The following is a 25,301-nucleotide window of genomic DNA, read 5'->3' on the forward strand; positions in this document are numbered from 1 at the left end:
TGAATCAGGAGACTGACATGACAATGAGTGCAGAAGACAAGGCAAAGGTAGTAGCCGAGTATCGGCGTGACGAGAAAGACACCGGCTCCCCGGAGGTGCAGGTGGCCCTGCTCACCGCGCGGATCAACGATCTGTCTGGCCACTTTGCCGCCCACAAGCAGGACAATCATTCCCGTCGTGGTCTGGTGCGCATGGTCAATGCGCGACGCAAGATGCTCGACTACCTCAAGGGCAAGGATGTCGAGCGCTATCGCAGCCTGATATCCCGTCTGGGCCTGCGCCGCTAAATCCATTCCTCCGTAACGCATAGGAAGATACCGTGAGCCAAATACCGACCCCGATTAAGAAAGAATTCCAGTTCGGCGACCACAAGGTCGTGCTTGAGACCGGCGAAATCGCCCGTCAGGCCGATGGTGCCGTACTGGTCAACATGAACGATACCGTCGTCTTCGTTACCGTGGTGGCGGAGAAGAACAGCGGCGAGGGCAAGGACTTCTTCCCCCTGACCATCGACTATCAGGAAAAGACCTATGCTGCCGGCAAGATCCCCGGCGGCTTCTTCAAGCGCGAGGGGCGTCCCTCGGAGAAGGAGATCCTCACCTGCCGCCTGATCGACCGGCCCATCCGGCCGCTGTTCCCCAAGGGCTTCAACAAGGAGACCCAGGTCATCGCCACGGTGAAATCACTGAACCCGGCGGTGGACCCGGAGATCCCTGCCCTGATCGGTGCCTCCGCCGCCTTGATGCTATCCGGTCTGCCCTTCGAAGGCCCGGTGGGCGCGGCCCGGGTCGGCTACAAGGACGGTGAGTACCTGCTCAACCCGCCGGTCACCGGCCTGAGCGAGGTCAGCGACCTGGACCTGGTGGTGGCCGGCACCAGCGAGGCGGTGCTGATGGTGGAATCCGAGGCCCGTGGCCTGTCTGAAGAGATCATGCTCGGTGCCGTGCTGTTCGGCCACGAACAGATGCAGGTGGTGATCAACGCCATCAAGGAACTGGCCGCCGAATGCGCCAAACCGGCCCTGGTGTTCGAACCCGCCGCCGCCGATGCCGAACTGCAGGAGGCGGTGCAGGCCGAGTGCGAGGCCGCCATCGGCGAGGCCTACACCATCGCCGACAAGATGGCCCGCTACGGCCGTCTGGACGAGATCGTCGCCGCCGCCAAGGCCAAGCTCTGCGCCGCCGCCGAGGGAGAAACCCCCAACTGGAGCGGCGATCAGGTCTATGCCGCGATCGACAAACTGAAGAAGAAGATCGTGCGCGGCCGCATCCTGGATGGCCAGCCGCGTATCGACGGCCGCGACACCCAGACCGTGCGGCCCATCTGGGTGCGCACCGGCGTGCTGCCGCGCACCCATGGCTCGGCCCTGTTCACCCGTGGCGAGACCCAGGCCATGGTGATCACCACCCTGGGCACCGAGCGCGAGGCCCAGGTGATCGACGCCCTGGAAGGGGAGCGCAAGGACCACTTCATGCTGCACTACAACTTCCCGCCGTTTTGCGTCGGTGAACTGGGCCGGGTCGGCAGCCCCAAACGGCGCGAGATCGGCCATGGCCGTCTGGCCAAGCGCGGCATACTGGCCTGTATGCCCAAGCCCGAAGAGTTTCCCTACTCGATCCGCGTGGTGTCCGAGATCACGGAGTCCAACGGCTCCTCCTCCATGGCCTCGGTGTGCGGCACCAGTCTGTCGCTGATGGATGCCGGGGTGCCGCTCAAGGCCCCGGTGGCCGGCGTGGCCATGGGGCTGATCAAGGAAGGCGAGCGCTTTGCCGTGCTCACCGACATACTGGGTGACGAGGACCACCTGGGCGACATGGACTTCAAGGTGGCCGGTACCGCCGAGGGCATCAACGCCCTGCAGATGGACATCAAGATCAACGGCATCACCCGCGAGATCATGCAGGTGGCGCTGGAGCAGGCCAAGGCCGGACGTCTGCACATTTTGGCGGAGATGAATAAGGTCATTGACCATCCCCGCGAGGTGATGTCCGAGCACGCCCCGCGCTTTATCACCATCAAGATCCACCCGGACAAGATCCGCGACATCATCGGCAAGGGCGGGGCCACCATCCGTGGCCTCACCGAAGAGACCGGGGCCACCATCGACGTACAGGACGACGGCACGGTGAAGATCTTCTCGGTGGACAAGTCCGCCGGTGAAGAGGCCAAGAAGCGCATCGAGCTGATCACCGCCGAGGTCGAGGTGGGGCAGATCTACGAGGGCCGCGTGGCCCGCCTGATGGACTTCGGCGCCTTTGTCACCATACTGCCCGGCAAGGACGGCCTGGTCCACATCTCGCAGATCTCCGACGAGCGGGTGGAAAAGGTCAGCGACAAGCTCTCCGAGGGCGACATCATCCGCGTCAAGGTGCTGGAGGTGGACAAGCAGGGCCGCATCCGCCTGAGCATGAAGGCGGTGGAGATGGGCGAATAACCCAGGCCAGGCAAGGCCCCCTCGGCCCACGTCGGGCTGCGGGGGGCTGTGGCCTCTCGGCACGCCTGAGAGGGCCGCCCCGCACGCTATGAATATCCTCTTCATCCACCAGAACTTCCCCGGCCAGTTCAAGTTTCTCGCCCCGGCCCTGGGCGGCCAGGGTCACAGCGTCGTCGCCATGAGGATGCAAAAGACCGACCTCAGGGAATGGCAGGGCGTAAGGCTGGTGCCCTACAGCGCCCAGCGCGGCAGTACGCCCAACATCCACCCCTGGGTATGCGACTTCGAGACCAAGATCATACGCGCCGAGGCCTGCTTTCGCGCCGCCCTGCAACTCAAGGCGCAGGGCTTTATGCCGGATGTTATCATCGCCCACCACGGTTGGGGCGAGAGCCTGTTTCTGAAGGACGTATGGCCCCAGGCCAGGTTGGGCATCTATTGCGAATTCTTCTACCACCCGCAGGGTGCCGATGTGGGGTTCGACCCGGAGTTTCCCTCCCAGGATGCCGGCGAGGTGTGTCGGCTGCGGCTGAAGAACCTCAATAACCTACTGCACTTCGAGGCGGCCGATGGCGGTATCAGCCCCACCCACTGGCAGGCCAGCACCTTTCCCGAACCCTTCCGTGAGCGCATCAGCGTGGTCCACGACGGCATAGATACCCAGGCCCTGGCCCCCAATCCGGCGGTCAGGCTGAAGCTTAACAACGGCCTGGAACTGACCCCGCAGGATGAGATCATCACCTTCGTCAACCGCAACCTGGAGCCCTACCGGGGTTACCACATCTTCATGCGCAGCCTGCCGCAGATCCTCAAGCGCCGCCCCAGGGCGCGGGTGCTGATCGTAGGCGGCGATGGCGTCAGCTACGGTGCCCGACCGAGCACCGGGCAGAGCTGGAAGGACATCTTTGCCGCCGAGGTCCGACCGCAGATCAGCGATGCCGACTGGGCACGGGTACATTTTCTCGGCAATGTCCCCTATCAGCACTTCATTCCTCTGTTGCAGCTATCCAGCCTGCACGTCTATCTGACCTACCCCTTCGTGCTCTCCTGGAGCCTGCTGGAGGCGATGAGCCTGGGTTGCGCCATTGTCGCCAGCGACACCCAGCCGCTGCATGAGGCGATCAGGCAGGATGAGACCGGGCGACTGGTGGGGTTCTTTGACCGGCAGGGGCTGGTGGACGAGGTCTGCACCCTGCTGGATGATCCGGCGGCACGCCAGCGTCTGGGGGCCAATGCGCGGGCCTTTGCCCAGGCCCATTACGACCTGCGCCAGGTCTGCCTGCCCCGGCAACTGGCCTGGGTGGAGGGCCTGCTGGCAGGCTGAGCCTGTCGCTGATCCCATGCAACAGCGCTATGACCTGCACAGCCACTCCAAGGCCTCTGACGGCACCCTGAGCCCGGCGGAACTGGTGTGCCGGGCCCGGGCGGCGGGCATTACCCATTTTGCCCTGACCGATCACGACACCCTCTCCGGTATTGCAGAGGCGCAAGGTCAGGCCCAGGCCCTGGGTCTGGGCTTCACCAGCGGGGTGGAGATCTCGGTGAGCTGGAACAAGCGCACCCTGCATCTGCTGGGGCTGGGGGTCGATGCAAACCACCCCGGACTGCTGCAGGGCCTGGATGGGCTGCTGGCCTTTCGCGTCTGGCGCGCCGAGGAGATCGCCCGCCGCCTCAAGCGCGATGCCGGTATCGCCGATGCCCTGGCCGGTGCCGCCGCCCTGGCCCAGGGGGATCTCATCGGCCGCACCCACTTTGCCCAGTTTTTGGTGCAGGCGGGCCGTGCCAAGGGGGTGCGCGAGGTGTTCAAGCATTTTCTGGTGAACGGCAAGCCCGGCCATGTGCCCGGTGACTGGGCCAGCCTGGAGCAGGCCATCGGCTGGATCCGTGCCGCCGGCGGTCAGGCGGTGCTGGCCCATCCGGCCCGTTACTCCCTCACGCGCAACAAGCTGCGCGGCCTGCTGGGGCAGTTCCAGGAGCTGGGCGGGGCGGGGCTGGAGGTGGTCTCCGGCAGCCACAGTCTGGACGATTGCCAAACGATGGCGCATCATGCCCGCGACTTCGCCCTGCTGGCTTCGGCGGGCTCGGACTACCACGGCCCGGAAAGCCCCTGGCTGGAACTGGGCCGCCTGCCGCCCCTGCCAAGCATCTGCCGGCCCATCTGGCAGGACTGGTGATTAGTGTTGATTGGGACGCAGAGGCCGCGAAGTAGCGCAGAGCACGCAGAGGGTTAGGAGTTTGTTTTCCTGGCTTGTCCGCAGTCATTTTCAACTCCGCGTTCTCTGCGCTTCTTTGCGCTCTCTGCGTCCTTTTTGATTGTTAGGTATTAATTGTTGCAAAAGTAATGGCAGTTTAAATTCTTTCCTGATGCCTGAATTAGAAGCGCCCAGTGAATAACATCAACTGCAAGAACTTATGCAACGATTAATAATTATCGCGTTGATTCGCGTTCATTTGCGGACTGATTTCCCATGGCCCAATTCTTTCAGATTCATCAGGACAACCCGCAGCCGCGCTTGGTGCGTCAGGCGGTGGAGATCATCTCCGCCGGTGGGTTGGTGGTCTATCCCACCGACTCCAGCTATGCCCTGGGCTGCCAGATCGGCGACAAATCGGCCATGGAGCGCATCCGTCAGATCCGGCGGGTGGATCACCACCACCACTTCACCCTGGTCTGCCGTGACCTGTCCGAGATCACCACCTATGCCAAGATCGACAACCAGCAGTACCGCCTGCTGAAGAACCTCACCCCAGGCCCCTACACCTTCATCTGCGAGGCCACCAAGCAGGTGCCCAAGCGGCTGATGCACGCCAAGCGCAAGACCATTGGCATCCGCGTGCCGGACCACCGCGTGGCCCTGGCCCTGCTGGAGGAACTGAACGAACCCCTGATGAGTTCCACCCTGATCATGCCAGAAGACGATCTGCCCATGTCCGACCCCTATGACATCCGCGACCTGCTCTCCCATGCGGTGGATCTGATCATCGATGGCGGCTACTGCGGCCTGGAGCCGAGCACGGTGATCGATCTGGAAGACGATACCCCCAAGGTGCTGCGCCAGGGCAAGGGCGATGCCGGCTTTCTGGAGAGCCAGGCTTGAGCGATCTGACCAATCTGCAGCAGATCAGCATCATGCTGCTGCCGCTGTTGTTCGCCATCACCCTGCATGAGGTGGCCCACGGCTGGGTGGCCTCCCTGCTGGGGGATGACACCGCGCGCAAACTGGGCCGTATCAGCCTCAATCCGTTCAAGCATATCGATCTGCTCGGCACCCTGCTGGTGCCGATCCTCATGTATGTCTCCACCGGCTTCATCTTCGGCTGGGCCAAGCCGGTACCGGTGGACTTTGGCCGTCTGCATCGGCCGCGCCGGGACATGGCCCTGGTGGCCCTGGCCGGGCCCGCTGCCAACCTGCTGATGATGCTGTTCTGGGGCCTGCTGGCCCGGCTGGGCATGGCCCTGCACAGCACCGGCTGGGACTGGGCGGCGCTGCCGCTGGTCTATGCCGGCGGCTTTGGCCTGATGATCAACGCCGTGCTCATGGTACTCAATCTTTTCCCCCTGCCGCCCCTGGATGGTGGCCGGGTGCTGGTATCCTTGTTGCCCCGACGCCTGGCGCTGGGGATGAGCAGGCTGGAGTCCTATGGCATCATCATCCTGCTGATCCTGCTGTTTACCGGCCTGCTCTGGCAAATCGTCGGCCCCCTGGTGAGCGGCAGCCAACAGTGGATGGCCCTGTTCATCGAAACCCTGACCTGAGGTAGAAAAAGTGACTTCCCTAGCCGACCGACACGCCCGCGTTCTCTCCGGCATGCGCCCCACCGGCCGCCTGCATCTGGGTCATTACCACGGCGTGCTGAAGAACTGGGTGGCGCTGCAACAGGAGTACGACTGCTTTTTCTTCGTCGCCGACTGGCATGCCCTGACCACCCACTACGAAGACCCCAGCCTGATCCCCAGGGCGGTGCATGAGATGGTCATCGACTGGCTTGCCGCCGGCATAGACCCGGACAAGGCGCGGCTGTTTATCCAGTCGCAGGTGCCGGAACACGCCGAGCTGCACCTGTTGCTGTCGATGATCACCCCATTGGGCTGGCTGGAACGGGTGCCCAGCTACAAGGATCAGCAGGAGGCGTTGAAGGAAAAGGACCTGGCCACCTACGGCTTTCTGGGCTATCCGTTGCTGCAGAGCGCCGACATCCTCATCTACCGAGCCGGTCTGGTGCCGGTGGGCGAGGATCAGGTGGCCCATGTGGAAATCACCCGCGAGGTGGCGCGGCGCTTCAATCACCTCTATGGCCGCGAGCCGGACTTCGAGCAAAAGGCCGAGGCGGCGCTGAAAAAGATGGGCAAAAAGGCGGCCAAGGCCTTCGCCAGCCAGCGTCGCGCCTATCAGGAGGCCGGTGATACCGAGGCCCTGCAGGCCGCCCGTGACCTGTTGGCAGAGCAGCAGAACCTGGGCCTGGAAGACCGCGAGCGCCTGCTTGGCTATCTGGAGGGCGGTGGTCGGGTGATCCTGCCCGAACCCCAGCCCCTGCTGACCCAGGCGTCGAAGATGCCCGGTCTGGACGGGCGCAAGATGTCCAAATCCTACGCCAACACCCTGGCGCTCAACGACAGCCCCAAGGCCGTCGAGCAGAAACTGCGCACCATGCCCACGGATACCAACCGGGTGCGCCGCACCGACCCCGGCGATCCAGCGCGCTGCCCGGTATGGCAATTCCACGAGGTCTATTCCAGCGCAGATACCAAAGACTGGGTGGCGCAGGGCTGCAAGAGCGCCGGCATCGGCTGCATCGACTGCAAGCAGCCGGTGATCGACGCCGTGCTGGCGGAGCTGGGTCCGATGCAGCAACGCGCCGCCGAATACGAGGCCAGGCCCAACCTGGTGCGCCAGGTGATCGAACAGGGTGGTGCCGCCGCCCGCGCCAGCGCCCAGGCAACCCTGGCGGAAGTACGCCAGGCGATGTCGTTGAGTTATTCATGAAGCGGCCAGCTTCCAGCCGTCAGCTTCCAGCCGTCAGCTGCCAGCAAAAAGCTGCTCTCCCCGCGGGGAGAGGGGTTGGGGGGAGGGGGGGCGGTGACCCTTTGCGTGGCCCCAACCAACATCTGACAGCGGGCCGCTGGAGGCTGGAGGCTTGCTCCTGGCAGCTGACCGCTAAAAGCTGGCTGCTGGAGGCTGACCGCTGGCCGCTGACAGCTGGCAGCTGAAATGACCCACCCAGTCCAAGAAGAAATGCCCTTCGCCCTGGTGCAGGGCGTGCCCTGGGTCAAGGTGCCCAAGGACCTCTACATCCCGCCGGATGCCCTGGAGGTGATTCTGGATGCCTTTGAGGGCCCGCTGGACCTGCTGCTGTATCTGATCCGGCGGCAGAATCTGGATATCCTCGATATCCCCATCGCCAAGATAACCGCCCAATACATGGAATACGTCGAGCTGATGCGCGAGGTACGCCTGGACCTGGCCGCCGAATACCTGGTGATGGCCGCCATGCTCGCCGAGATCAAGTCGCGCATGTTGCTGCCGCGCCCGCCCAGCGAGGAGGAGGACGAGCTGGACCCCCGCGCCGAGCTGGTGCGCCGCCTGCAGGAGTACGAGCGTTACAAGCAGGCGGCAGAAGACCTGGATGCCCTGCCGCGAGAGGGGCGGGACTTTCATACCGCCAGCGCCCAGCCGCCGCCACACGAGCGTATCCAACCCCTGCCCGATGTCAGCCTCAAGGAACTGACCGCTGCCTTCGCCGAGGTGCTGCGCCGCGCCGACAAGTTCACCCACCACCGTATCGAGCGGGAGAATCTCTCCCTGCGCGAGCGCATGTCGCGGGTGCTGGACATCCTCAGCCAACGGGGCTTTGCCGAGTTTGGCAGCTTTTTTGACCTCAGCGAAGGCCGCCCCGGCGTGGTGGTGTCCTTCATGGCCATCCTGGAGCTGGTGAAGGAATCCCTGATCGTGCTGGTACAGGCCGAACCCTTCGCCCCCATCCACCTGCGCGCCGCCGGTGCGGCAACCGAGGGCACCGCCGCCGAACTGACTAGCGGCCAATAGCAAGCGGCCGATGGGGTATGGCGTGCAGGGCGTAACAGTATTGCAATCAAGCAGGAATTGCGGCCGGGAAATGGGCTAGAATCCCGTTTTTGCAGCAAACCGCTCGAATATGAATCCCCCAGATTCCCGGTCAAACAACAGCGATCAGCGCGGCGACCTGCTAAGGCGGCTGCAGAAGATCGTCACCCATGTGCCGGGCATGGTGTTTCAGTACCGGCTCTGGCCCGATGGCCACTCCTCCTTCCCCTACTGCAGCCAGGGCATAGAGAGCATCTATGGCCTCAGTCCGCAGCAGGTGCATGAGGATGCCCGGGCGGCGTTTCAGGTGTTGCATCCACAGGATGTGCAGCGCGTGCGCCAGGGGGTGCGCACCTCTGCCGAACAACTCAGCCTGTGGCACGATGAGTACCGGGTAGTCAAGGACGGCGAGGTACGCTGGGTCGAAGGCGAGGCCAGCCCCGAGCGGCTGGATGACGGCAGCACCCTCTGGCATGGCCATATCCGCGATATCAGCGCGCGCAAGGTCAGTGAGGAGCGCCTGCGTGAGTCGGAAGAACGCCTGCAGCTGATCTTCAACGGCATCAATGACGGCGTCTGGGACTGGGATCTGCTGCGCAACCAGGTGTATTTCTCGCCACGCTGGATGTCCCAGCTGGGCTACCAACCGGGGGAACTGGAGGGGCGTTACGAGACCTTCCTGCAACTGCTGCATCCCGCCGATATGGACCGGGTAGTGGAGCAGATCAACGGCTACCTGGAGGGCGACAGCCGCGTCTATGAGGTGGAGATGCGCCTGCGCCACAAGGATGGCAGTTGGCGCTGGATCATGGCCCGCGGCCTGGCCCTGCGTGATGCCCAGGGGCGGCCCTACCGGGTGCTCGGCTCGCATACCGACATCGAGCAGCGCAAGCGCAGCGAGGCACGCCTGCAACTGGCCGCCAGCGTGTTTGCCGATGCCCAGGAGGGCATAATGATCACCGACACCCAGGACCGGATCATCGACATCAACCAGGCCTTCTGCGACATCACCGGCTACAGCCGGGAGGAGGCCCTGGGTCGGACCCCCAATCTGCTTAATTCCGGCCACCACAAGCCTGAGTTCTTCGCCCAGATGCGCCAGCAATTGGCCGACACCGGCCACTGGCGCGGCGAGGTCTGGAACCGGCGCAAGGACGGCGAGATCTATGCCGAGATGCTCAATATCAGCGCCGTGCACGATGAACAGGGTCAGGTACATCACCACGTCGCGCTGTTTTTCGACATCACGGTACAGAAGCGGCATCAGCATGAACTGGAGCGCATCGCCCACTACGACGCCCTCACCGGCCTGCCTAACCGCAGCCTGCTGGCCGACCGTCTGGGTCAGGCCATGGTCAATGCCGAGCGGCGCAATCAGCGCATCGTGCTGGCCTTCATCGACCTGGATGGTTTCAAGCAGGTCAACGATACCCACGGCCACCGGATCGGCGATCAACTGCTGCGCGAGGTGGCGCAGCGGATGCGGGCCACCTGTCGCGAGGGCGACACCCTGGCCCGCCTGGGCGGCGACGAGTTCATCGCCGTGTTCATCGATCTGGCCGATGTGCAGGCCAGTGAGCCACTGCTGCGACGCCTGCTGCTGGCGGCCTCGCAGCCGGTGCAGACCGAGGCCGGTTCGGTGCAGGTGTCTGCCAGCGTCGGCGTGGCCTTCTATCCACAGCAGGGGCCGATCGAGGCCGACCAACTCCTGCGCCAGGCCGACCAGGCCATGTACAAGGCGAAGCAGGCCGGTAAGAACCGCTATCATGTGTTCGATCAGGCCCAGGACCTGAGCCTGCGCCGCCACAGCCAAAGCCTGCAAGAGATGGAACAGGCCCTGCAACAGGGGCAGTTCCAGCTCTATTACCAGCCCCAGGTAAACATGCGCAGCGGCGCGCTGATCGGCGTCGAGGCCCTGATCCGCTGGCACCATCCCAGCCGCGGCCTGTTGCTGCCGGAGCACTTCCTGGCCGAGGTGGAAAACGATGAACTCGGCCTGCGCCTGGGTGACTGGGTGCTGCAAGGAGCCATCGCCCAGTTGGCCCACTGGCAGGCCCAGGGCCTGGATCTGACGCTGAGCGTCAACATCGCCGCCCATCACCTGCATCAGACGGACTTTATCGACCGCCTGCAGGCCCTGCTCCAGCAAGCCCCACCGATCCGGCCAGGACGGCTGGAACTGGAGGTGCTGGAGGCCAATGCCCTGAACGACAGGGAGCGGGTGGCCGAGCTGATTCATCGCTGTGATGACCTGGGGGTAGGCTTCGCCCTGGACGACTTCGGCACCGGCTATTCCTCTCTCGCCTATCTCAAGCATCTGTCGGCCCAGGCGCTGAAGATCGACCGGGGCTTTGTCGGCAAGATGTTGGAAGATGCCGAGCAACTGGCCATCGTCGATAGTGTGCTCTGCCTGGCCCGCGCCTTTCGCCGCCGCCCCATCGCCGAGGGGGTGGAGACCCGGGAGCAGGGCCAGATGCTGCTCTCTCTGGGTTGCGAGCTGGCCCAGGGCTTTTTTATCGCTCGACCCATGCCGCCGGATCGGCTACAGGCCTGGATTGCAAACTGGCAGCCCGATCCCAGCTGGGGCCAGGTACGCAAGCTCAACCATGAACTCATGCCCCTGCTCTATGCCATGGCCGAGCATCGGGCCTGGATCAACCGCCTGGGCCAGTATTTGCAGGCCGATCGAGACAGCCAGGGCGAACCGCCGGAGCTGGAGCACGACCAGTGCCGCTTCGGTGAGTGGCTGATCTCCCTCCGCGACCAAGGTGGCTATGACAGCCTGGAGTTACACACGCAAATCGAGCCCCTGCACCTGCAAGTCCACCAACTGGCCGAGGCACTTATCCGTCAACGGCAAAACGGCGATCCGGCCGGTGCCCGGCAGGGCCTGGCCAGGCTACACCAACTGCGCGACCAACTCCTGCAGCGCCTGCAGGCCAGGATCGAGGCCGCACCGGCGGCCGATAGGGCAATGGCGGGCCATCCCCCCTTGCCCCCGCCCCGCTGACAGGCCGCTGCTGAGGCAGCCCCTGGCCAGAGCGTCCAAGGGGTACCAGGCCCGCCTTTACCCTTACTTACCACCGGCCCAGCGCCAAGGGGTTACGCCATGAGTATCCGCTGCAAACTGCTGCTTGCCGCTGGCCTGATCCTGGCGGTCAACCTGAGCTTGGGACTGCATGTGCTGCGCGCCTACAAGGGGGCCATGACCGAATCCGGCCGCATCCATCAACAGACGGCAGAGACGGTCACCCAGGCCATTTCGGTGCAGGTCCACTTCAAGAAGCAGGTGCAGGAGTGGAAGAACATCCTCTTGCGCGGTCATGAGCCAAACCTCTATGCCAAGTATCTGGCGCAGTTCGAACAAGAGCGGCAGCGGGTGGAGGAACTCAGCGGCAGACTGCTGGGCAGGCTAGAGCCTGGCTCGCCCTCCTGGCAACAGGCGCAGGCCTTTGAGCAGGCCCATCAACGGCTGACGCAGACCTATCGGCAGGCCTTGCTCCTGTTCGACCGTGAGGACCCCCTGGCGCAGATCCGGGTCGATCGTCAGGTGCGGGGGATGGATCGCCCGCTGACCGATCTGATCGATGAGCTGATACTGGCGGCCGAGTACTACAAGAGGGACCAGCTGGCACAGATGGCCGAGCGCCTGGAACAGCGGGAAAATGAATTGCTGGCGGTAGTACTCGGGCTGCTCCTGTTGAGCTTGCTTGGCCTGCTGGTTCTGGCCGAGCGCATCATCGCCCGACCGATCAGCCTGGCCATCCAGATGGCCCAATCCATCTCGGCCGGCAGTCGCCATACCCAGGCCAGCATCCAGGGCAGCGGCGAGATGGCCCGCCTGCACCAGGCCCTGCAGACCATGCAAGCCAATCTGCTGGCCGGGGAACAGGCGCTGAACCGGGAGAAGGCCCTGCTGGAGCAGCGGGTCAAGGAGCGCACCCGCGAACTGCGTTTCGTTAATGAAGAATTGGCCCGTGCGGCCAAGGCCAAGGATCTGTTCCTGGCCGGCATGAGCCATGAATTGCGCACCCCACTGACCACCCTGATCGGTCTCACCGAGATGCTGCGCGACCAGCTCTACGGGCCACTGAACCCGGCCCAGCAAGAGGCACTGAAGACCATGGACGAGAGCGCCCACCACCTGCTCAGCCTGATCAATGACATTCTCGATCTGGCCAAGGTGGAGTCGGGCAAGATCGAACTGCATACCGATCATGTGCCGCTGCAGCAGTTGATCGAATCCAGCCTGTCGCTGGTTCGCTCCAGCGCCGAGAGCAAGGGGCAGGCGCTGGAGGTAAAGCTGGACCCGCGCGTGGCCCTGATCCAGGGGGATATCCGCCGCCTGAAACAGATGCTGCTCAATCTGCTGGGCAATGCGCTCAAGTTTACCCCGGCCCAGGGCCGCATCGGCATCGAGGTATTGGCCGAAGCGGAGCGCAAGACGGTGCTGATCCGCGTCTGGGATACCGGCATCGGCATAGATCCAGAGCAATTTGACAAGCTGTTCGAGCCCTTTGTGCAGCTACAGGAGGTGCCTGGCGGCCACAATCCGGGCACCGGCCTGGGCCTGACCCTGGTCAACCGCATGGCGCTGCTGCATCGCGGCAGCATTTCCGTGCAAAGCACGCCGGGGCAAGGCAGTTGTTTCAACCTGCGACTGCCCTGGGACCCGGAACAGAACGACCCGGCGGCGCTCGGCCATGAGACCAAGCAGACCACCGGGTTGGCCCTGCCGACGTCGGGGGGCCAGGGCGCGGCCATTCTCCTGGCGGAAGACAACCCGGCCAATCGGGAGATGACCCGTGCCTATCTACAGCGTCAGGGCTTTGCCGTAACCACCGCCAGCAATGGCCTGGAGGCCCTGAGCCTGGCGCGGGATACGCCCCCGGACCTGATCCTGATGGACGTACAACTGGCCCTGATCGACGGTCTGGAGGTGACGCAAAAGCTACGCGCCATGCCCGGCTTTGCCCATCTGCCAATCATCGCCCTGACCGCCATGGCCATGCCGGGCGACCGCGAACGCTGCCTGGAGGCGGGCATGGACGACTACATCAGCAAACCGCTGGGGCTTAAGGAGCTGTTGCAACTGATCTTCAAGTGGTTGCGCTGATCTGCGCGCTCAGGCGCTCGGCGGCCGACCTCGACCGGGCTCAGCCAGCGCTTTGTAAGTTGACGATATTGGACCAGTAGTGCCACCAATCATCACCGATGGTGGCGTGGAAGCCAACCCGATTTTTACTTGGTCATCCCTTGTGAGAAAACGTAAAATCAGCCTGAAATTCTATGAGAGATAGAAAATGGCATTTGCATCGATAGAAATATGTGCTGGCGCTGGCGGACAGGCTCTGGGTCTAGAGCAGGCAGGCTTTGATCACGTCAGCCTTGTAGAGATTGAAGCCGCAGCTTGCCAAACCCTTAGAATCAACCGAAATCATTGGTACGTCACGGAAGGCGATCTACATTACTATTCAGCCGAGAATTGGAAAGGCGTTGAGCTATTTGCAGGCGGAGTACCTTGCCCGCCATTCTCAAAGGTGGGTAAGCAATTGGGTGGTGAGGACGATCGTGACCTGTTTCCAGAAGCAATCAGGCTGGCATCTGAATGCAAGCCGCAGGCCGTAATGCTCGAAAATGTTCGCGGCTTTCTCGATTCTGTTTTCGATACGCTGATCAGTCATATCAAGTTTGACGTCATCAATCAGCCATGGAGTGTTTAAGCCCATTAGCTGGGCGTAATGTTCAGTAATATCCATCTTCGATTATCACCTTGCCAAGCATTAAATCGATGATCGAATTTTACGGGATTTCTACAAGAATCTACGAAGAACCATTCATTAAGGAGAAATCCATTGGACGAGCAACACAGCATGGCGAGGCTGGTCCGTGAGCTTCGGGAACTTACCGGTCTGACTCAGGAAAAGTTCGCCGCCAAGCTCGGCGTGACCTTCCCCACGATCAACCGCTGGGAGAACGACCGCGCCAAGCCGTCGCCGCTGGCGCTGGAGAAGATCGAAAGCCTGCTGCGCAGCCTGGGGGACAAGGGCAAGGCCCTGCATAAAACGTATTTTGGGAAGGAAGCCTGAGCATGGCCCAGCTTGAACATATCGAAGCCATTGAAAAGCGGCTCTGGAGCGCGGCGGACACCCTGCGGGCCAACTCCAACTACGCCAGCAATGAATATTTCCTGCCGGTCATGGGCCTGGTCTTCCTGCGCCACGCCTACAGCCGCTTTCTCGGCGTCAAGGACGCCATCGAGGCGAACCTGCCCACCCGAGGCGGCAAGACCCGGCCGCTGACCAAGGAAGACTTTTCGCAGAAGAGTGCCATCTTCCTGCAGCCCCAGGCCCAGTTCGACACCCTGGTGGCCCTGCCCGACAGCGCCGACCGCGCCAAGGCGATCATCGATGCCATGGAGTCCATCGAGGCCGACTACGAGAACCTGCGCGGCGTGCTGCCCAAGAGCGAATATCAGGAGCTCGACAACGCCGTGCTCGGCCAGCTGCTGCGCACCCTCAACCCCGAGGAGCTCAAGCGCGTCTCCGGTGATGTCTTCGGCCGCATCTACGAGTATTTCCTGACCCAGTTCGCCGACCAGAAGGCCCACGACGGCGGCGAGTTTTTCACCCCGGTGTCGCTGGTCTCGCTCATCGCCAACGTCATCGAACCGGCGGGCGGCACGGTGCTCGACCCGGCCTGCGGCTCGGGCGGCATGTTCGTGCAGGGCGCCCGGGTGGTGGAACGACGGCACGAGAACCCCACCGAGAAGCTCACCTTCTACGGCCTGGAAAAGAACGCCACCACCATCCGCCTGGCCAAGATGAACCTGGCGGTGCACGGCCTGGAAGGCGACATTCAGAAATCGATCACCTACTACGAAGACCCGCACGAGCTGCGGCACTTGGCCGACTTCGTCATGGCCAATCCGCCTTTCAACGTGGACGAGATCGACGCCGACAAGGTGGGGAGCGACCCGCGCCTGCCCTTCGGCCTGCCCGGCGTCAACAAGAAGGGCAAGGTCAGTAACGGCAACTACGTCTGGATCAGCTATTTCTACAGCTACCTCAACGAACAGGGCCGGGCCGGGTTCGTCATGTCGTCCCAGGCCTCCAGCGCCGGGCGGGATGAAGCCAAGGTGCGGCAGAAGCTGGTGGAGACCGGCGACGTGGATGTCATGGTCGCCATCCGGTCGAATTTTTTCTACACGAGGACAGTTCCGTGTGAATTATGGTTTCTCAATCGCGCTAAGCCGCAAGCGCACCGCGACAAGGTGTTGATGATCGATGCCCGCAATGTCTATCGCAAAGTCACGCGCAAGATTTTCGATTTTTCCCCCGAGCAGGAACAGAACCTCCTGACCATCGTCTGGCTCTACCGGGGCGAGACCGGGCGCTATCTCGACCTGGTGGCGGGTTATTGCCAGCGGATGCTGGCCGAGGGCGCGGCCTGTTTTGACAACGTAGGGGCGGCCCCCTGTGGCAGCCCTGAAATAGACAAGGGCGAACACGGGGGTTCGCCCCTACCGGATTTTATCGGTGCGCTGACCACGCTGCGTGGCGCCGTTGAACCATTCATTAAAACCCTGGACGTAGGGGCGATTCATGAATCGCCCCTACAGGAACTGGATGACGCCATCCCGCTGTTCAAGGCGGATGTGGATTCTTTCCGGAAGACCATCAGCGAGCAGCAGGCGGCCTGGGGAACACAGAAGACCACCAACGGCGAACTCAAGAAAGCCGTGGATCGTCTCGCAACCCTGGCCGAGACCAGCCGCGATCTGGTCAAGCAGACCGACCTGCTCTACAAGCTCGCCTGCCGTCTGATCGAAACCTGCGAGAACGAATGCGCCGCCCGCGACAGCGACGCCTGGGCGGGCCGTGACATCACCCGCGCCCGCAAGGCCGCCGATGAGGCCCGCGCCCTGGCCGTGGAACAGCTCAAGCAGGTGCGCTACTTCTGGAAGCAGGCCCACTGGCTGACCGAACGCTTCCCCGAAGCCGAACTCTGTGATGTGGAAGGGCTGGTCAAGCTGGTGGACCGGGCCGCGATCGAAGCTAACGACTGGAGCCTCACCCCCGGCCGCTATGTGGGCGTCGCGCCGGAAGAAGAGGACGAGGATTTCGACTTCGAGGAGGCCCTGCGCGACATCCATGTCGAACTGGAGGACCTGAACACGGAGGCGGTGCACCTGGCCGCCATGATCAGGAAGAACTTCGAGGAACTGGGAATATGAGCATTGCCGATCTGCTCAAGGCCGACGAAGGCAAGACCTTGGAGTTCAAACAAAACCTCTCCTCGCCGCGCAATCTGCTCAAGACGCTGGTGGCCTTCGCCAATACCGCCGGTGGCCGAATCATCATCGGCGTGGCGGACAAAACGCGGGAACCGGTGGGGATCGACAACCCGCTGGACGAGGAGGAACGACTCTGCAACCTGATCGCCGACTCCATCAGCCCCCGCCTGGTGCCCAATGTCGAAATGACCACGGTCGATGGCAAAACCCTGCTGGTCATCGAAGCCTTCCTGAGCAGTTCCCGGCCCCATTACCTTCGCGCCGAGGGGCCGGAAACCGGGGTCTATGTCCGGCTCGGCTCCACCAGCCGCCAGGCCGACCGGGAGCTGATCGGCGAACTGCGCCGCTCGGTGGAAGGCGTTGCCTTTGATCAACTGCCCATGCCGGAGTTGTCCTTGGACGACCTGGATATCGATGCCGCGCAAAGGGTCTTTGGATCAGAACGAAAGCTCGATGAGCAGGCATTGCTCTCCCTGAAACTACTCACCCATCATCAAAACAAACGGGTGCCGACCAAGGGAGGCATTCTCCTCTTTGGCAGGCAGCGTACGCAGCATTTTTCCGATGCCTGGATCCAATGCGGCCGTTTCTTTGGCACCGAGAAGGTCGACATTTTTGACCATATCGAGATCGACGTTCCGCTGCCACAGGCCGTGGACGAGATCATGCTGTTTCTGAAAAAGCACGCCTACCGTGGCGCGGACCTTTCCCAAGTACGGCGTAAGGATGTCTGGAGCATTCCGCTGGGGATTCTTCGCGAGGTCGTCATCAATGCTCTTGTGCACAGTGATTATTCGCAGCGTGGCGCGCCCATCCGGGTTGTCTTTCTCGATGATCGCATTGAAGTGGAGAGCATGGGCATCCTCCTCCCCGGCCTGACCATCGAAGAGATGAAACAGGGCGCCTCGCGCATCCGCAACCCGGTCATCGCCCGCGTATTCAAGGAACTGGGTCTGATCGAGCAGTGGGGCACCGGGGTGCGCCGCATCTTTGCCGAGGCCCGCGAGCTGGGGCTACCGGAGCCCAAAATCGAAGAAGTCGCCATGCGGCTGCGCTTCACCGTCTATCTGGCTGAACCCTTGCCCCTGGCAGCAACGGCCAGTGAGCAAGTCGAGCACAAGTCAGGGGTAGAGTCAGGGGTAGAGTCAGGGGTAGAGTCAGGGGTAGAGTCGGATATGGCTCTTCAGATACTTGCCGCGCTGAACAGCGCCCTGCTTTCCAAATCCGAAATCGCCAAGGCCCTCGGGAAGGCCAAGCCGACCCGCTATCTCAATGATCTCATGGCCAGACTGTTGCACGAGGGCTATGTGGAATACACCATCCCCGACAAACCCAACAGCCGCCTGCAGAAGTACCGCCTGTCTGAAAAGGGGAAGCGCGTATTGGAGGGCGGAAAATGAGCTTGGGCAACATTCATGTGGAGCTGGAGGACCTGAACGCCGAGGCGGTGCAACTGGCGGCGACGATAAAGAAGAATTTTGAGGAGCTGGGGGTATGACCAAACATCAACTCACCGGCATGGAGGTTCTGGAACTGCAGGAGCTTACAGATCCTGAGCGCCCCATCACTTATGGCGTTGTTAAACCCGGCCCAGAAGACCCGGAAACAGGCGTAATCTTCATTCGCGGTGGTGACATCTCGAACGGCACTATCAATGAGGCGAACCTTCGCACAATTACTCAAGAAGTCTCGCGTCCCTACGCAAGAACGATCCTGCGCGGCGGCGAAGTTGTTATGTCTCTTGTGGGAAATCCTGGAGAAGTCGCTGTGGTCCCCGACCGACTTGCTGGTGCAAACCTGGCGAGACAGGCTGGACTAATCGCACTGCGGCCCGAAATAAACGCGCCTTACATCAAATACTATCTGATGGCTCCACAAGGCCGAGGAGAATTATTCCAGCGTACCCAAGGGGCTGTTCAACAAGTAATAAACCTTTCCGACTTAAAACGGGTCAAGGTTCGCTTGCCAGCGGGACAAATTCAACAGCGAATTGCTAATATCCTCTCCGCCTACGACGACCTGATCGAGAACAACCGGCGGCGGATTCAGTTGCTGGAACAGGCGGCGCGGCTGCTCTACAAGGAATGGTTCGTCCACCTCCGCTTCCCCGGCCACGAACACACCCAAATCATCGACGGTGTGCCGGAGGGGTGGGAGAAGAAGGTTCTCGGTGACCTATGTTTTGAAGTGCGTGAGACAGTTTCACCCAGTGCCTTTGAAGCAAACACCCCATACATTGGCCTTGAACACATGCCTCGCCGCTCGATCACTCTTTGCGAGTGGGGACAAGCGGAACAGGTCACAAGCAGCAAGCATCGTTTCCGCGAGGGAGAAATTCTCTTCGGGAAGATACGGCCGTATTTTCACAAGGTTGGCATTGCATTCACGGATGGAGTGGCATCCTCAGACGCCATCATAATTCGACCAGTTCATTCGCACCTTTTGCCGCTTGTCCTGATGACGACATCCAGCGATGGGTTTGTGGCTGTAACAGCCCAGCAAATGAAGGAGGGCTCCAAGATGCCGCGCGCCGACTGGAAGCAGATGCAACAGTATCCTGTTCCTCTTCCTCCGGACGGATTGCTGCGTGCTTTCAACGACTTCATTGATCCCATACTAAACCAGCTGAAAACACTAGCATTTGCCAATCAACGACTCACCAAAGCCCGCGACCTCCTCCTGCCCAAACTGATGAACGGTGAGGTGGCGGTATGAAATCCCTATCTGCCGCAATGTACGGGCATGGCAATCGGGCAGGCACGGGGGCCTGCCCCTACGTGGGGGACGATCTGGCCATGTACGGGCGGCCCCCTGTGGCCGCCCAGATCGCAGGTGGAAACGGAAAATACGATCCCGCCATTCACCACCGCCGTTCCATCCGGTTGCAGGGATACGATTATTCCCAGGCCGGGGCGTATTTTGTCACCCTTTGCACCCAGGACCGGGAATGCCTGTTCGGGGATATCGTCAATGGGGAAATGCGAATGAACGATGCGGGGAAAATGATTCAGGCGGTTTGGGATGAAATCCCGGCCAATTATCCGGGCGTCGATATCGATTCATTCATTGTCATGCCCAATCATATCCACGGCATTGTCGTAATCGTAGGGGCGGCCCCCCGTGGCCGCCCTGATTCGGCATATTCGCAGGATGGACAGGCACGGGGGCCAATCGGGCAACCACAGGGGGTTGCCCCTACGAGGTTGTCATTGCCGGATATGGTGCATCGATTCAAAACCATGACCACAAAACGATATGCCGATGGCGTGAAACGAAACGGTTGGTCAACGTTTCCCGGTAAATTATGGCAGCGCAATTATTGGGAACACATCGTTCGCAATGAACCGGAATTGAACCGCATTCGGGAATACATCCACAACAATCCAGCGCAATGGGAATTGGACAAATTGCATCCCAATAACCCTGTAGGGGCGGGTTTGAAACCCGCCCCTACACCCGCCCGCAATCCCGCCCCTACGGAAATTAGGGAACCGACAACCGAATATGGCATGGAGGCATGGATGGTATGAAACGATCCGACCTCCTCTCCCAAATCGCCCTCGGTGAAGACTCCACCCGCCAGTTCAAGGCGGATGTGAAGAATGCCGACTCCCTGGCCTCGGAGATGGCGGCCTTTGCCAATACGAACGGAGGCACGATCTTTATCGGCGTGGCCGATGATAGTTCGACGCCGGGTATGTCGCAGCAGGACGTGGCCCGCATCAATCAGCTCATCAGTAATGCGGCCAGCCAACTGGTGCGCAGCCCGCTGGCGGTACAGACCGAGAACCTGGCGCTGGAGAACGGCCGCATTGTCATTGTGCTGACCGTGCCCAAGGGGATCGACAAGCCCTATTTCGACAAGAACGGGGTGATCTGGCTCAAGGCCGGGGCCGACAAGCGGCGGGTGAATTCCAAGGAGGAGCTGCGCCGCCTGTTCCAGTTCAGCAACCAGTTCCACGCCGACGAGCTGCCCACCAAGGCGGGGATCGACAAGCTGGACAAGCTGCGCTTCCGCGACTTTCTGCGCGATGTTTACAAACAGGAATACCCCGATTCCCCCGCCGACCTGACCCGGCTGCTGCAAAACATGAACCTGGCCAACGACGACGGCAGGCTGAACCTGGCCGGGGTGCTGCTTTTTGCCGAGCAGCCCGAGTGGATCGTGCCGCAGTTCGTGGTCAAGGCAATCCGCTACCCCGGCAACAAGATCCACGCCACCGATTACCTCGACACCGAGGATTTTTCCGGACCGCTGCCCAAGCTCTTCGAGGGTGCGCTGGCCTTTGTCATGCGCAATCTGCACAAGGTGCAGGCCGGGCGCGGGGTGAACGCTCCAGGCCTGCCCGAGATCCCCGAGGCGGTTTTCGAGGAGCTTTTGGTAAACGCCCTGGTTCACCGTGACTATCTGGTCAGCGCCCCGATCCGCCTGTTTGTCTTCGACAACCGCATCGAGATCATCAGCCCTGGCCATCTTCCCAACAACCTGACGGTGGAGAAGATCCGGGCCGGAAACTCCAATATCCGCAATCCGATTCTGGTTTCCTATGTCGCCAAGGGGCTGCTGCCCTACCACGGCCTGGGTTCGGGCATCAAGCGGGCGCTGGAAAAGTGGCCGACCATCGACTTTAGCGATGACCACGACGGCTGTTTGTTCACCGCCACGGTTCATCGGAAACCAGTCGAAGAGCTGGAATTGGCGGATAAAGGTGCATTAAAGGTGCAGATAAAGGGGCAGCTCGCACCTATAAAAGCATCTTTATCCGCGATTCAGGTGCAATTGCTTGATTTTATTCGTTCAAATCCGACTATTTCCTATGACGAACTGGCGGAGATGACCCAAAAGGACCGCACTACCGTCATGCGTAATATAGGAAAACTGAAGGATGTAGGCATCCTGCGGCGTGTGGGCTCCAAAAAAACCGGCCACTGGGAGGTGGTTGAATGACTCCCGCCCCCTACACCGAAGACACTCTCGTTCAGCAGACCACCGCCGAGTACCTGGAGCAGGAACTGGGCTGGCAGTCGGTGTACGCCTACAACAATGAGGATTTCGGACCGGATAGCCTGCTGGGCCGGGAATCGGACCGTGAGGTGGTGTTGACCCGCACCCTGCGGGCCAAGATTGAGGAGATCAACCCCGGCCTGCCCGCCACGGCCTATGACGATGCCGTGCGCCAGATTGTCACGGTTTCCGCCTCGCAGACCATGGCCGCCACCAACCGCGAGAAGTATGAACTGATCAAGGACGGGGTGCAGGTCACCTTTCGCAATGCCAAGGGCGAACGGGTGCGCCAGCGGCTGCGGGTGTTCGACTTCGAAGTTCCTGAGAACAATCATTTCCTCTGCGTGCGGGAGCTGTGGGTGCGCGGCGATCTGTACCGCCGACGGGCCGACATCGTCGGCTTCGTCAACGGCCTGCCGCTGCTGTTCATGGAGCTGAAGAACGTCAGCAAGGATATCCGCGCCGCCTACGAGCAGAACTTTCTGGACTACAAGGACACCGTCCCGCATCTGTTTCATCACAACGCCATGGTGGTGCTGGCCAACGGGGTGGATGCCAAACTCGGCTCGCTCACCAGCCGGTTTGAGCATTTTCACGAGTGGAAACGGCTTGATGAGGCTCAGCCGGGCGTGGTGGCCATGGAGACGCTGCTCAAAGGAGTATGTGCCAAAGCCAATTTCCTCGACCTGGTGGAAAACTTCATCGTTTTCGACGACTCGGCCGGGGAGTCGCGGAAGATTCTGGCCCGCAACCACCAGTTCCTGGGCGTCAACCGGGCCATCGAGGCCGTAGCGAAACGCTACCGGCCTGCGACCCTCACCCAGCCTCTCCCAGAGGGAGAGGAGCAATATAGTCGCCCCTCTACCTCTGGGAGAGGGGCCGGGGGTGAGGGAAAGACACCAGTCGACCCGCGTCAACTTGGTGTCTTTTGGCATACCCAGGGTTCGGGCAAGAGCTATTCCATGGTGCTCTTCACCCGCAAGGTGCATCGCAAGCTGGGCGGCAACTTCACCTTTCTGATCCTCACCGACCGTGACGACCTGGACACGCAGATCTACAAGACCTTTGCCGGATGCGGCGTGGTGGACAACGACCGCGACCCGTGCCGGGCGGCGAGCGGCGAGCATCTCGCCCAGCTACTGGCCCAGCACAAATCGCATGTCTTTTCGCTGATCCAGAAATTCAAGTCGCTGGACGCGACACCCTCACCCGGCCTTCGGCCACCCTCTCCCACTGGGAGAGGGGCTGGGGATGAGGGTCAACAATCGCAAACACCCATCCTTTCAATTCGTGACGACATTATTGCGATTGTTGATGAGGCCCACCGCACCCAGTACGGCACCCTGGCGCTCAACATGCGCAATGCCCTGCCCAACGCCAGCTATATCGGTTTCACCGGCACGCCGCTCTTTAAGGACGACGAGATCACCCGGCGGGTGTTCGGCGATTACGTCTCCACCTACGATTTCCAGCGGGCCGTGGAGGACAAGGCCACGGTGCCGCTCTATTACGATGCGCGTGGCGATAAGCTCGGCGTGGCGGTCGGCGATCTGAACGAGCGGATCGCCGAGAAGCTGGAGGAGTTGGAAAGCTCCCCTCTCCCTGTGGGAGAGGGGCCGGGGGTGAGGGGGCGTCAGCTAGATGTGGAACAGCGCCTGGAGCAGGAGCTCAAGCGCGATTATCACATCATCACGGCCGGGAAACGCCTTGACCAGGTGGCCCGCGATTTTGTGCAGCACTACTCCACGGCGTGGGAAACCGGCAAGGCGATGCTGGTCTGCATCGATAAGATCACTTGCGTGCGCATGCACAAGCTGGTCGAGTTCTACTGGAACGAGAGAATCGGCGAGTTGGAGGCTCAATTGCCCAGGGTCGAGGATGAACAAGAGGAGATATATCGCCGCCGTCAGATCGAGTGGATGCGCCAGACGCAGATGGCGGTGGTGGTCAGCGAGGAACAGGGCGAGGTCGAGAAGTTCCGCAAATGGGAGCTGGACATCACCCCGCACCGCCGCCTGATCAAGGAGGGCATCGACCTGCCCGAGGCGATGGGTCAACAGCCGCAGTTCCAGAACATGCAGCGGCTGTCGCTGGACGATGCGTTCAAGGCCGAGGAACACCCGTTTCGCGTCGCCATCGTCTGTGCCATGTGGCTGACCGGTTTTGATGTCCCCAGCCTCTCCACCCTGTACCTGGACAAGCCGCTCAAGGCGCACACGCTGATGCAGGCCATTGCCCGGGCGAACCGGGTCAACGAGGGCAAGAACAACGGGATGATCGTCGATTACTGCGGTATCCTGAAGAACCTGCGCAAGGCGCTGGCGACCTTTGCCGGAACCGGCGATGACGGACGCGGCGGCGATGGGGGCGAGCGTGAGCCGGCCAAGCCCGATGAGGAATTACTGGCCGATCTCGCGGAAGCGATTGCCTTTGTCCGGGCCTTCTTGGAGGAGCGAAGCGCATCCTTGGATGGAATTATCCGGCAGACCGGATTTGCCCGAAATACGGCGATACGTGATGCGATATTGGCCGCCAAGGAGGCGGCGAACGAAAACGACGAGACGAGGAAACGCTTTGAGGTAATGTGCCGGGCGGTGTTCTCGAAGTTCAAGGCCTGCATCACCATCGAAGGCGTCAATGCTTGCCGGGGCGACTTCGACGCCATCAACATCGTCTATAAAAGCCTGCAACAGGACCGTGAGCAGGCGGACATCACCGATATCATCCGCCAGCTGCATCGGGTGGTCGATGAGGCGATCGAGGTGCGTGATGAGCCCGCCGAGCGGTCGGATGGGATTTACGACATCAGCAAGATCGATTTCGACCGGTTGCGCCGGGAGTTCGAGCGCAGCCCGGCCAAACGCACCACCGTGCAGAATCTGAAAAACGCCATCGAACAACGCCTGCAACGGCTGCTCCAGCAGAACCCCCTGCGGACCGATTTCCAACGGCATTACGAGGAGATCGTGGCCGAGTACAACCGCGAGAAGGATCGGGTGACCATCGAGAAGACCTTTGAAATGTTGTTCCGGTTGGATCATGACCTTGATGATGAGGAAAAAAGAGCCGTGCGTGAAGGGCTCGATGAAGAGAGTCTCGCCGTATTCGACTTGCTGAGGAAGCCGGACTTGACGTCCGGTGACATCAAACGCATCAAGGCCGTGGCCGTTGACCTGCTCGAAACACTCAAGGCGGAAAAACTGCGGATCAATCACTGGCGCGACAAGGAGGCCACTCGGGACGCGGTCCGTCTGACGATTCAGGATTATCTCTGGAGCGAGCAAACCGGGTTGCCGGAGGCCTATTCAGAGGAGGATGTGCGAGACAAGACAGAGGCGGTATTCGTGCATGTGTTCCGAGCGTACCCAAGGGTACCGTCAGCCTACTATGCCAGCATGGCAGCGTAGAGAGCAGCGAAGGATAAGATGAAATATCAGCCACCCTACGCCATCACGTTGGCGATGGCGATTTTGGCCATGCTCGGTCCTTAATTGTGGCTGGCTT

General features: G+C 61.5%; 18 protein-coding genes. All 18 read left to right on the top strand.

The window, feature by feature from the left end; all coding sequences use genetic code 11:
* The first annotated feature begins 17 nt into the window (after positions 1-17).
* The 18 genes from rpsO to D5125_10895 all read left to right on the top strand — a co-directional run bounded on the left by rpsO (position 18) and on the right by D5125_10895 (position 25,204).
* On the top strand, positions 18-287 hold the full coding sequence (rpsO, locus tag D5125_10760; protein ID QFY89933.1) for a 30S ribosomal protein S15: 270 nt from the start codon (positions 18-20) through the stop codon (positions 285-287).
* A gap of 41 nt (positions 288-328) precedes the next feature.
* Positions 329-2,434, top strand: a complete 2,106-nt coding sequence (gene pnp / locus D5125_10755) for a polyribonucleotide nucleotidyltransferase (GenBank protein ID QFY91126.1) — start codon at positions 329-331, stop codon at positions 2,432-2,434.
* 88 nt (positions 2,435-2,522) lie between these two features.
* Positions 2,523-3,758: a glycosyltransferase family 4 protein gene (locus D5125_10750; GenBank protein ID QFY89932.1), complete on the top strand. Its 1,236-nt coding sequence runs from the start codon at positions 2,523-2,525 to the stop codon at positions 3,756-3,758.
* Positions 3,759-3,774: 16 nt separating this feature from the next.
* Entirely contained in the window at positions 3,775-4,608 is an 834-nt protein-coding gene (locus tag D5125_10745; protein ID QFY89931.1) for a PHP domain-containing protein, read from the top strand.
* A 294-nt stretch (positions 4,609-4,902) separates the two neighbouring features.
* Positions 4,903-5,532: a threonylcarbamoyl-AMP synthase gene (locus D5125_10825; protein ID QFY89944.2), complete on the top strand. Its 630-nt coding sequence runs from the start codon at positions 4,903-4,905 to the stop codon at positions 5,530-5,532.
* Between the two features lie 32 nt (positions 5,533-5,564).
* Positions 5,565-6,191 (top strand): site-2 protease family protein, encoded by a 627-nt coding sequence (locus D5125_10830; protein ID QFY91127.1) that lies wholly within the window; start codon positions 5,565-5,567, stop codon positions 6,189-6,191.
* Positions 6,192-6,201: 10 nt separating this feature from the next.
* The gene (locus D5125_10835) at positions 6,202-7,419 is read left to right on the top strand and encodes a tryptophan--tRNA ligase (protein QFY89945.1); all 1,218 of its coding nucleotides are present in this window, start codon (positions 6,202-6,204) and stop codon (positions 7,417-7,419) included.
* A 225-nt stretch (positions 7,420-7,644) separates the two neighbouring features.
* The gene (locus D5125_10840; protein ID QFY89946.1) at positions 7,645-8,478 is read left to right on the top strand and encodes a segregation/condensation protein A; all 834 of its coding nucleotides are present in this window, start codon (positions 7,645-7,647) and stop codon (positions 8,476-8,478) included.
* A gap of 109 nt (positions 8,479-8,587) precedes the next feature.
* Positions 8,588-11,506 (top strand): EAL domain-containing protein, encoded by a 2,919-nt coding sequence (locus D5125_10845; protein ID QFY89947.1) that lies wholly within the window; start codon positions 8,588-8,590, stop codon positions 11,504-11,506.
* Positions 11,507-11,605: 99 nt separating this feature from the next.
* Entirely contained in the window at positions 11,606-13,612 is a 2,007-nt protein-coding gene (locus D5125_10850) for a response regulator (protein ID QFY89948.1), read from the top strand.
* Between the two features lie 187 nt (positions 13,613-13,799).
* Positions 13,800-14,219, top strand: coding sequence for a DNA cytosine methyltransferase (locus tag D5125_10855; protein QFY89949.1), 420 nt, complete (start codon positions 13,800-13,802; stop codon positions 14,217-14,219).
* Between the two features lie 150 nt (positions 14,220-14,369).
* On the top strand, positions 14,370-14,585 hold the full coding sequence (locus D5125_10860) for a helix-turn-helix transcriptional regulator (protein ID QFY91128.1): 216 nt from the start codon (positions 14,370-14,372) through the stop codon (positions 14,583-14,585).
* Positions 14,586-14,587: 2 nt separating this feature from the next.
* Positions 14,588-16,732: an N-6 DNA methylase gene (locus D5125_10865; GenBank protein ID QFY89950.1), complete on the top strand. Its 2,145-nt coding sequence runs from the start codon at positions 14,588-14,590 to the stop codon at positions 16,730-16,732.
* A complete protein-coding gene (locus D5125_10870; GenBank protein QFY89951.1) occupies positions 16,729-18,192 on the top strand; it encodes a putative DNA binding domain-containing protein in 1,464 nt (487 codons plus the stop codon). The genes D5125_10865 and D5125_10870 overlap by 4 nt, the downstream gene beginning before the upstream one ends.
* 94 nt (positions 18,193-18,286) lie before the next feature.
* Positions 18,287-19,507 (top strand): restriction endonuclease subunit S, encoded by a 1,221-nt coding sequence (locus tag D5125_10875; protein QFY89952.1) that lies wholly within the window; start codon positions 18,287-18,289, stop codon positions 19,505-19,507.
* Positions 19,508-19,587: 80 nt separating this feature from the next.
* Positions 19,588-20,322, top strand: a complete 735-nt coding sequence (locus tag D5125_10880) for a transposase (protein QFY91129.1) — start codon at positions 19,588-19,590, stop codon at positions 20,320-20,322.
* Positions 20,319-21,740, top strand: a complete 1,422-nt coding sequence (locus D5125_10885; protein ID QFY89953.1) for a putative DNA binding domain-containing protein — start codon at positions 20,319-20,321, stop codon at positions 21,738-21,740. Before D5125_10880 ends, D5125_10885 begins: the two co-directional genes overlap by 4 nt.
* 260 nt (positions 21,741-22,000) lie before the next feature.
* Positions 22,001-25,204 (top strand): type I restriction endonuclease subunit R, encoded by a 3,204-nt coding sequence (locus D5125_10895; protein QPB72259.1) that lies wholly within the window; start codon positions 22,001-22,003, stop codon positions 25,202-25,204.
* Positions 25,205-25,301 lie beyond the last annotated feature (97 nt).

It is taken from the genome of gamma proteobacterium SS-5, from assembly GCA_009497875.2.
Classification (GTDB): domain Bacteria; phylum Pseudomonadota; class Gammaproteobacteria; order Chromatiales; family Chromatiaceae; genus Magnetovirga; species Magnetovirga frankeli.

Excerpts from the sequence above, each read along its gene's own strand:
- rpsO (QFY89933.1), top strand. The coding sequence starts at position 18 with ATGACAATGAGTGCAGAAGACAAGGCAAAGGTAGTAGCCGAGTATCGG.
- D5125_10750 (QFY89932.1), top strand. The coding sequence starts at position 2,523 with ATGAATATCCTCTTCATCCACCAGAACTTCCCCGGCCAGTTCAAGTTT.
- D5125_10745 (QFY89931.1), top strand. The coding sequence starts at position 3,775 with ATGCAACAGCGCTATGACCTGCACAGCCACTCCAAGGCCTCTGACGGC.
- D5125_10825 (QFY89944.2), top strand. The coding sequence starts at position 4,903 with ATGGCCCAATTCTTTCAGATTCATCAGGACAACCCGCAGCCGCGCTTG.
- D5125_10830 (QFY91127.1), top strand. The coding sequence starts at position 5,565 with ATGCTGCTGCCGCTGTTGTTCGCCATCACCCTGCATGAGGTGGCCCAC.
- D5125_10840 (QFY89946.1), top strand. The coding sequence starts at position 7,645 with ATGACCCACCCAGTCCAAGAAGAAATGCCCTTCGCCCTGGTGCAGGGC.
- D5125_10845 (QFY89947.1), top strand. The coding sequence starts at position 8,588 with ATGAATCCCCCAGATTCCCGGTCAAACAACAGCGATCAGCGCGGCGAC.
- D5125_10850 (QFY89948.1), top strand. The coding sequence starts at position 11,606 with ATGAGTATCCGCTGCAAACTGCTGCTTGCCGCTGGCCTGATCCTGGCG.
- D5125_10855 (QFY89949.1), top strand. The coding sequence starts at position 13,800 with ATGGCATTTGCATCGATAGAAATATGTGCTGGCGCTGGCGGACAGGCT.
- D5125_10860 (QFY91128.1), top strand. The coding sequence starts at position 14,370 with ATGGCGAGGCTGGTCCGTGAGCTTCGGGAACTTACCGGTCTGACTCAG.
- D5125_10865 (QFY89950.1), top strand. The coding sequence starts at position 14,588 with ATGGCCCAGCTTGAACATATCGAAGCCATTGAAAAGCGGCTCTGGAGC.
- D5125_10870 (QFY89951.1), top strand. The coding sequence starts at position 16,729 with ATGAGCATTGCCGATCTGCTCAAGGCCGACGAAGGCAAGACCTTGGAG.
- D5125_10875 (QFY89952.1), top strand. The coding sequence starts at position 18,287 with ATGACCAAACATCAACTCACCGGCATGGAGGTTCTGGAACTGCAGGAG.
- D5125_10880 (QFY91129.1), top strand. The coding sequence starts at position 19,588 with ATGTACGGGCGGCCCCCTGTGGCCGCCCAGATCGCAGGTGGAAACGGA.
- D5125_10885 (QFY89953.1), top strand. The coding sequence starts at position 20,319 with ATGAAACGATCCGACCTCCTCTCCCAAATCGCCCTCGGTGAAGACTCC.
- D5125_10895 (QPB72259.1), top strand. The coding sequence starts at position 22,001 with ATGGCCGCCACCAACCGCGAGAAGTATGAACTGATCAAGGACGGGGTG.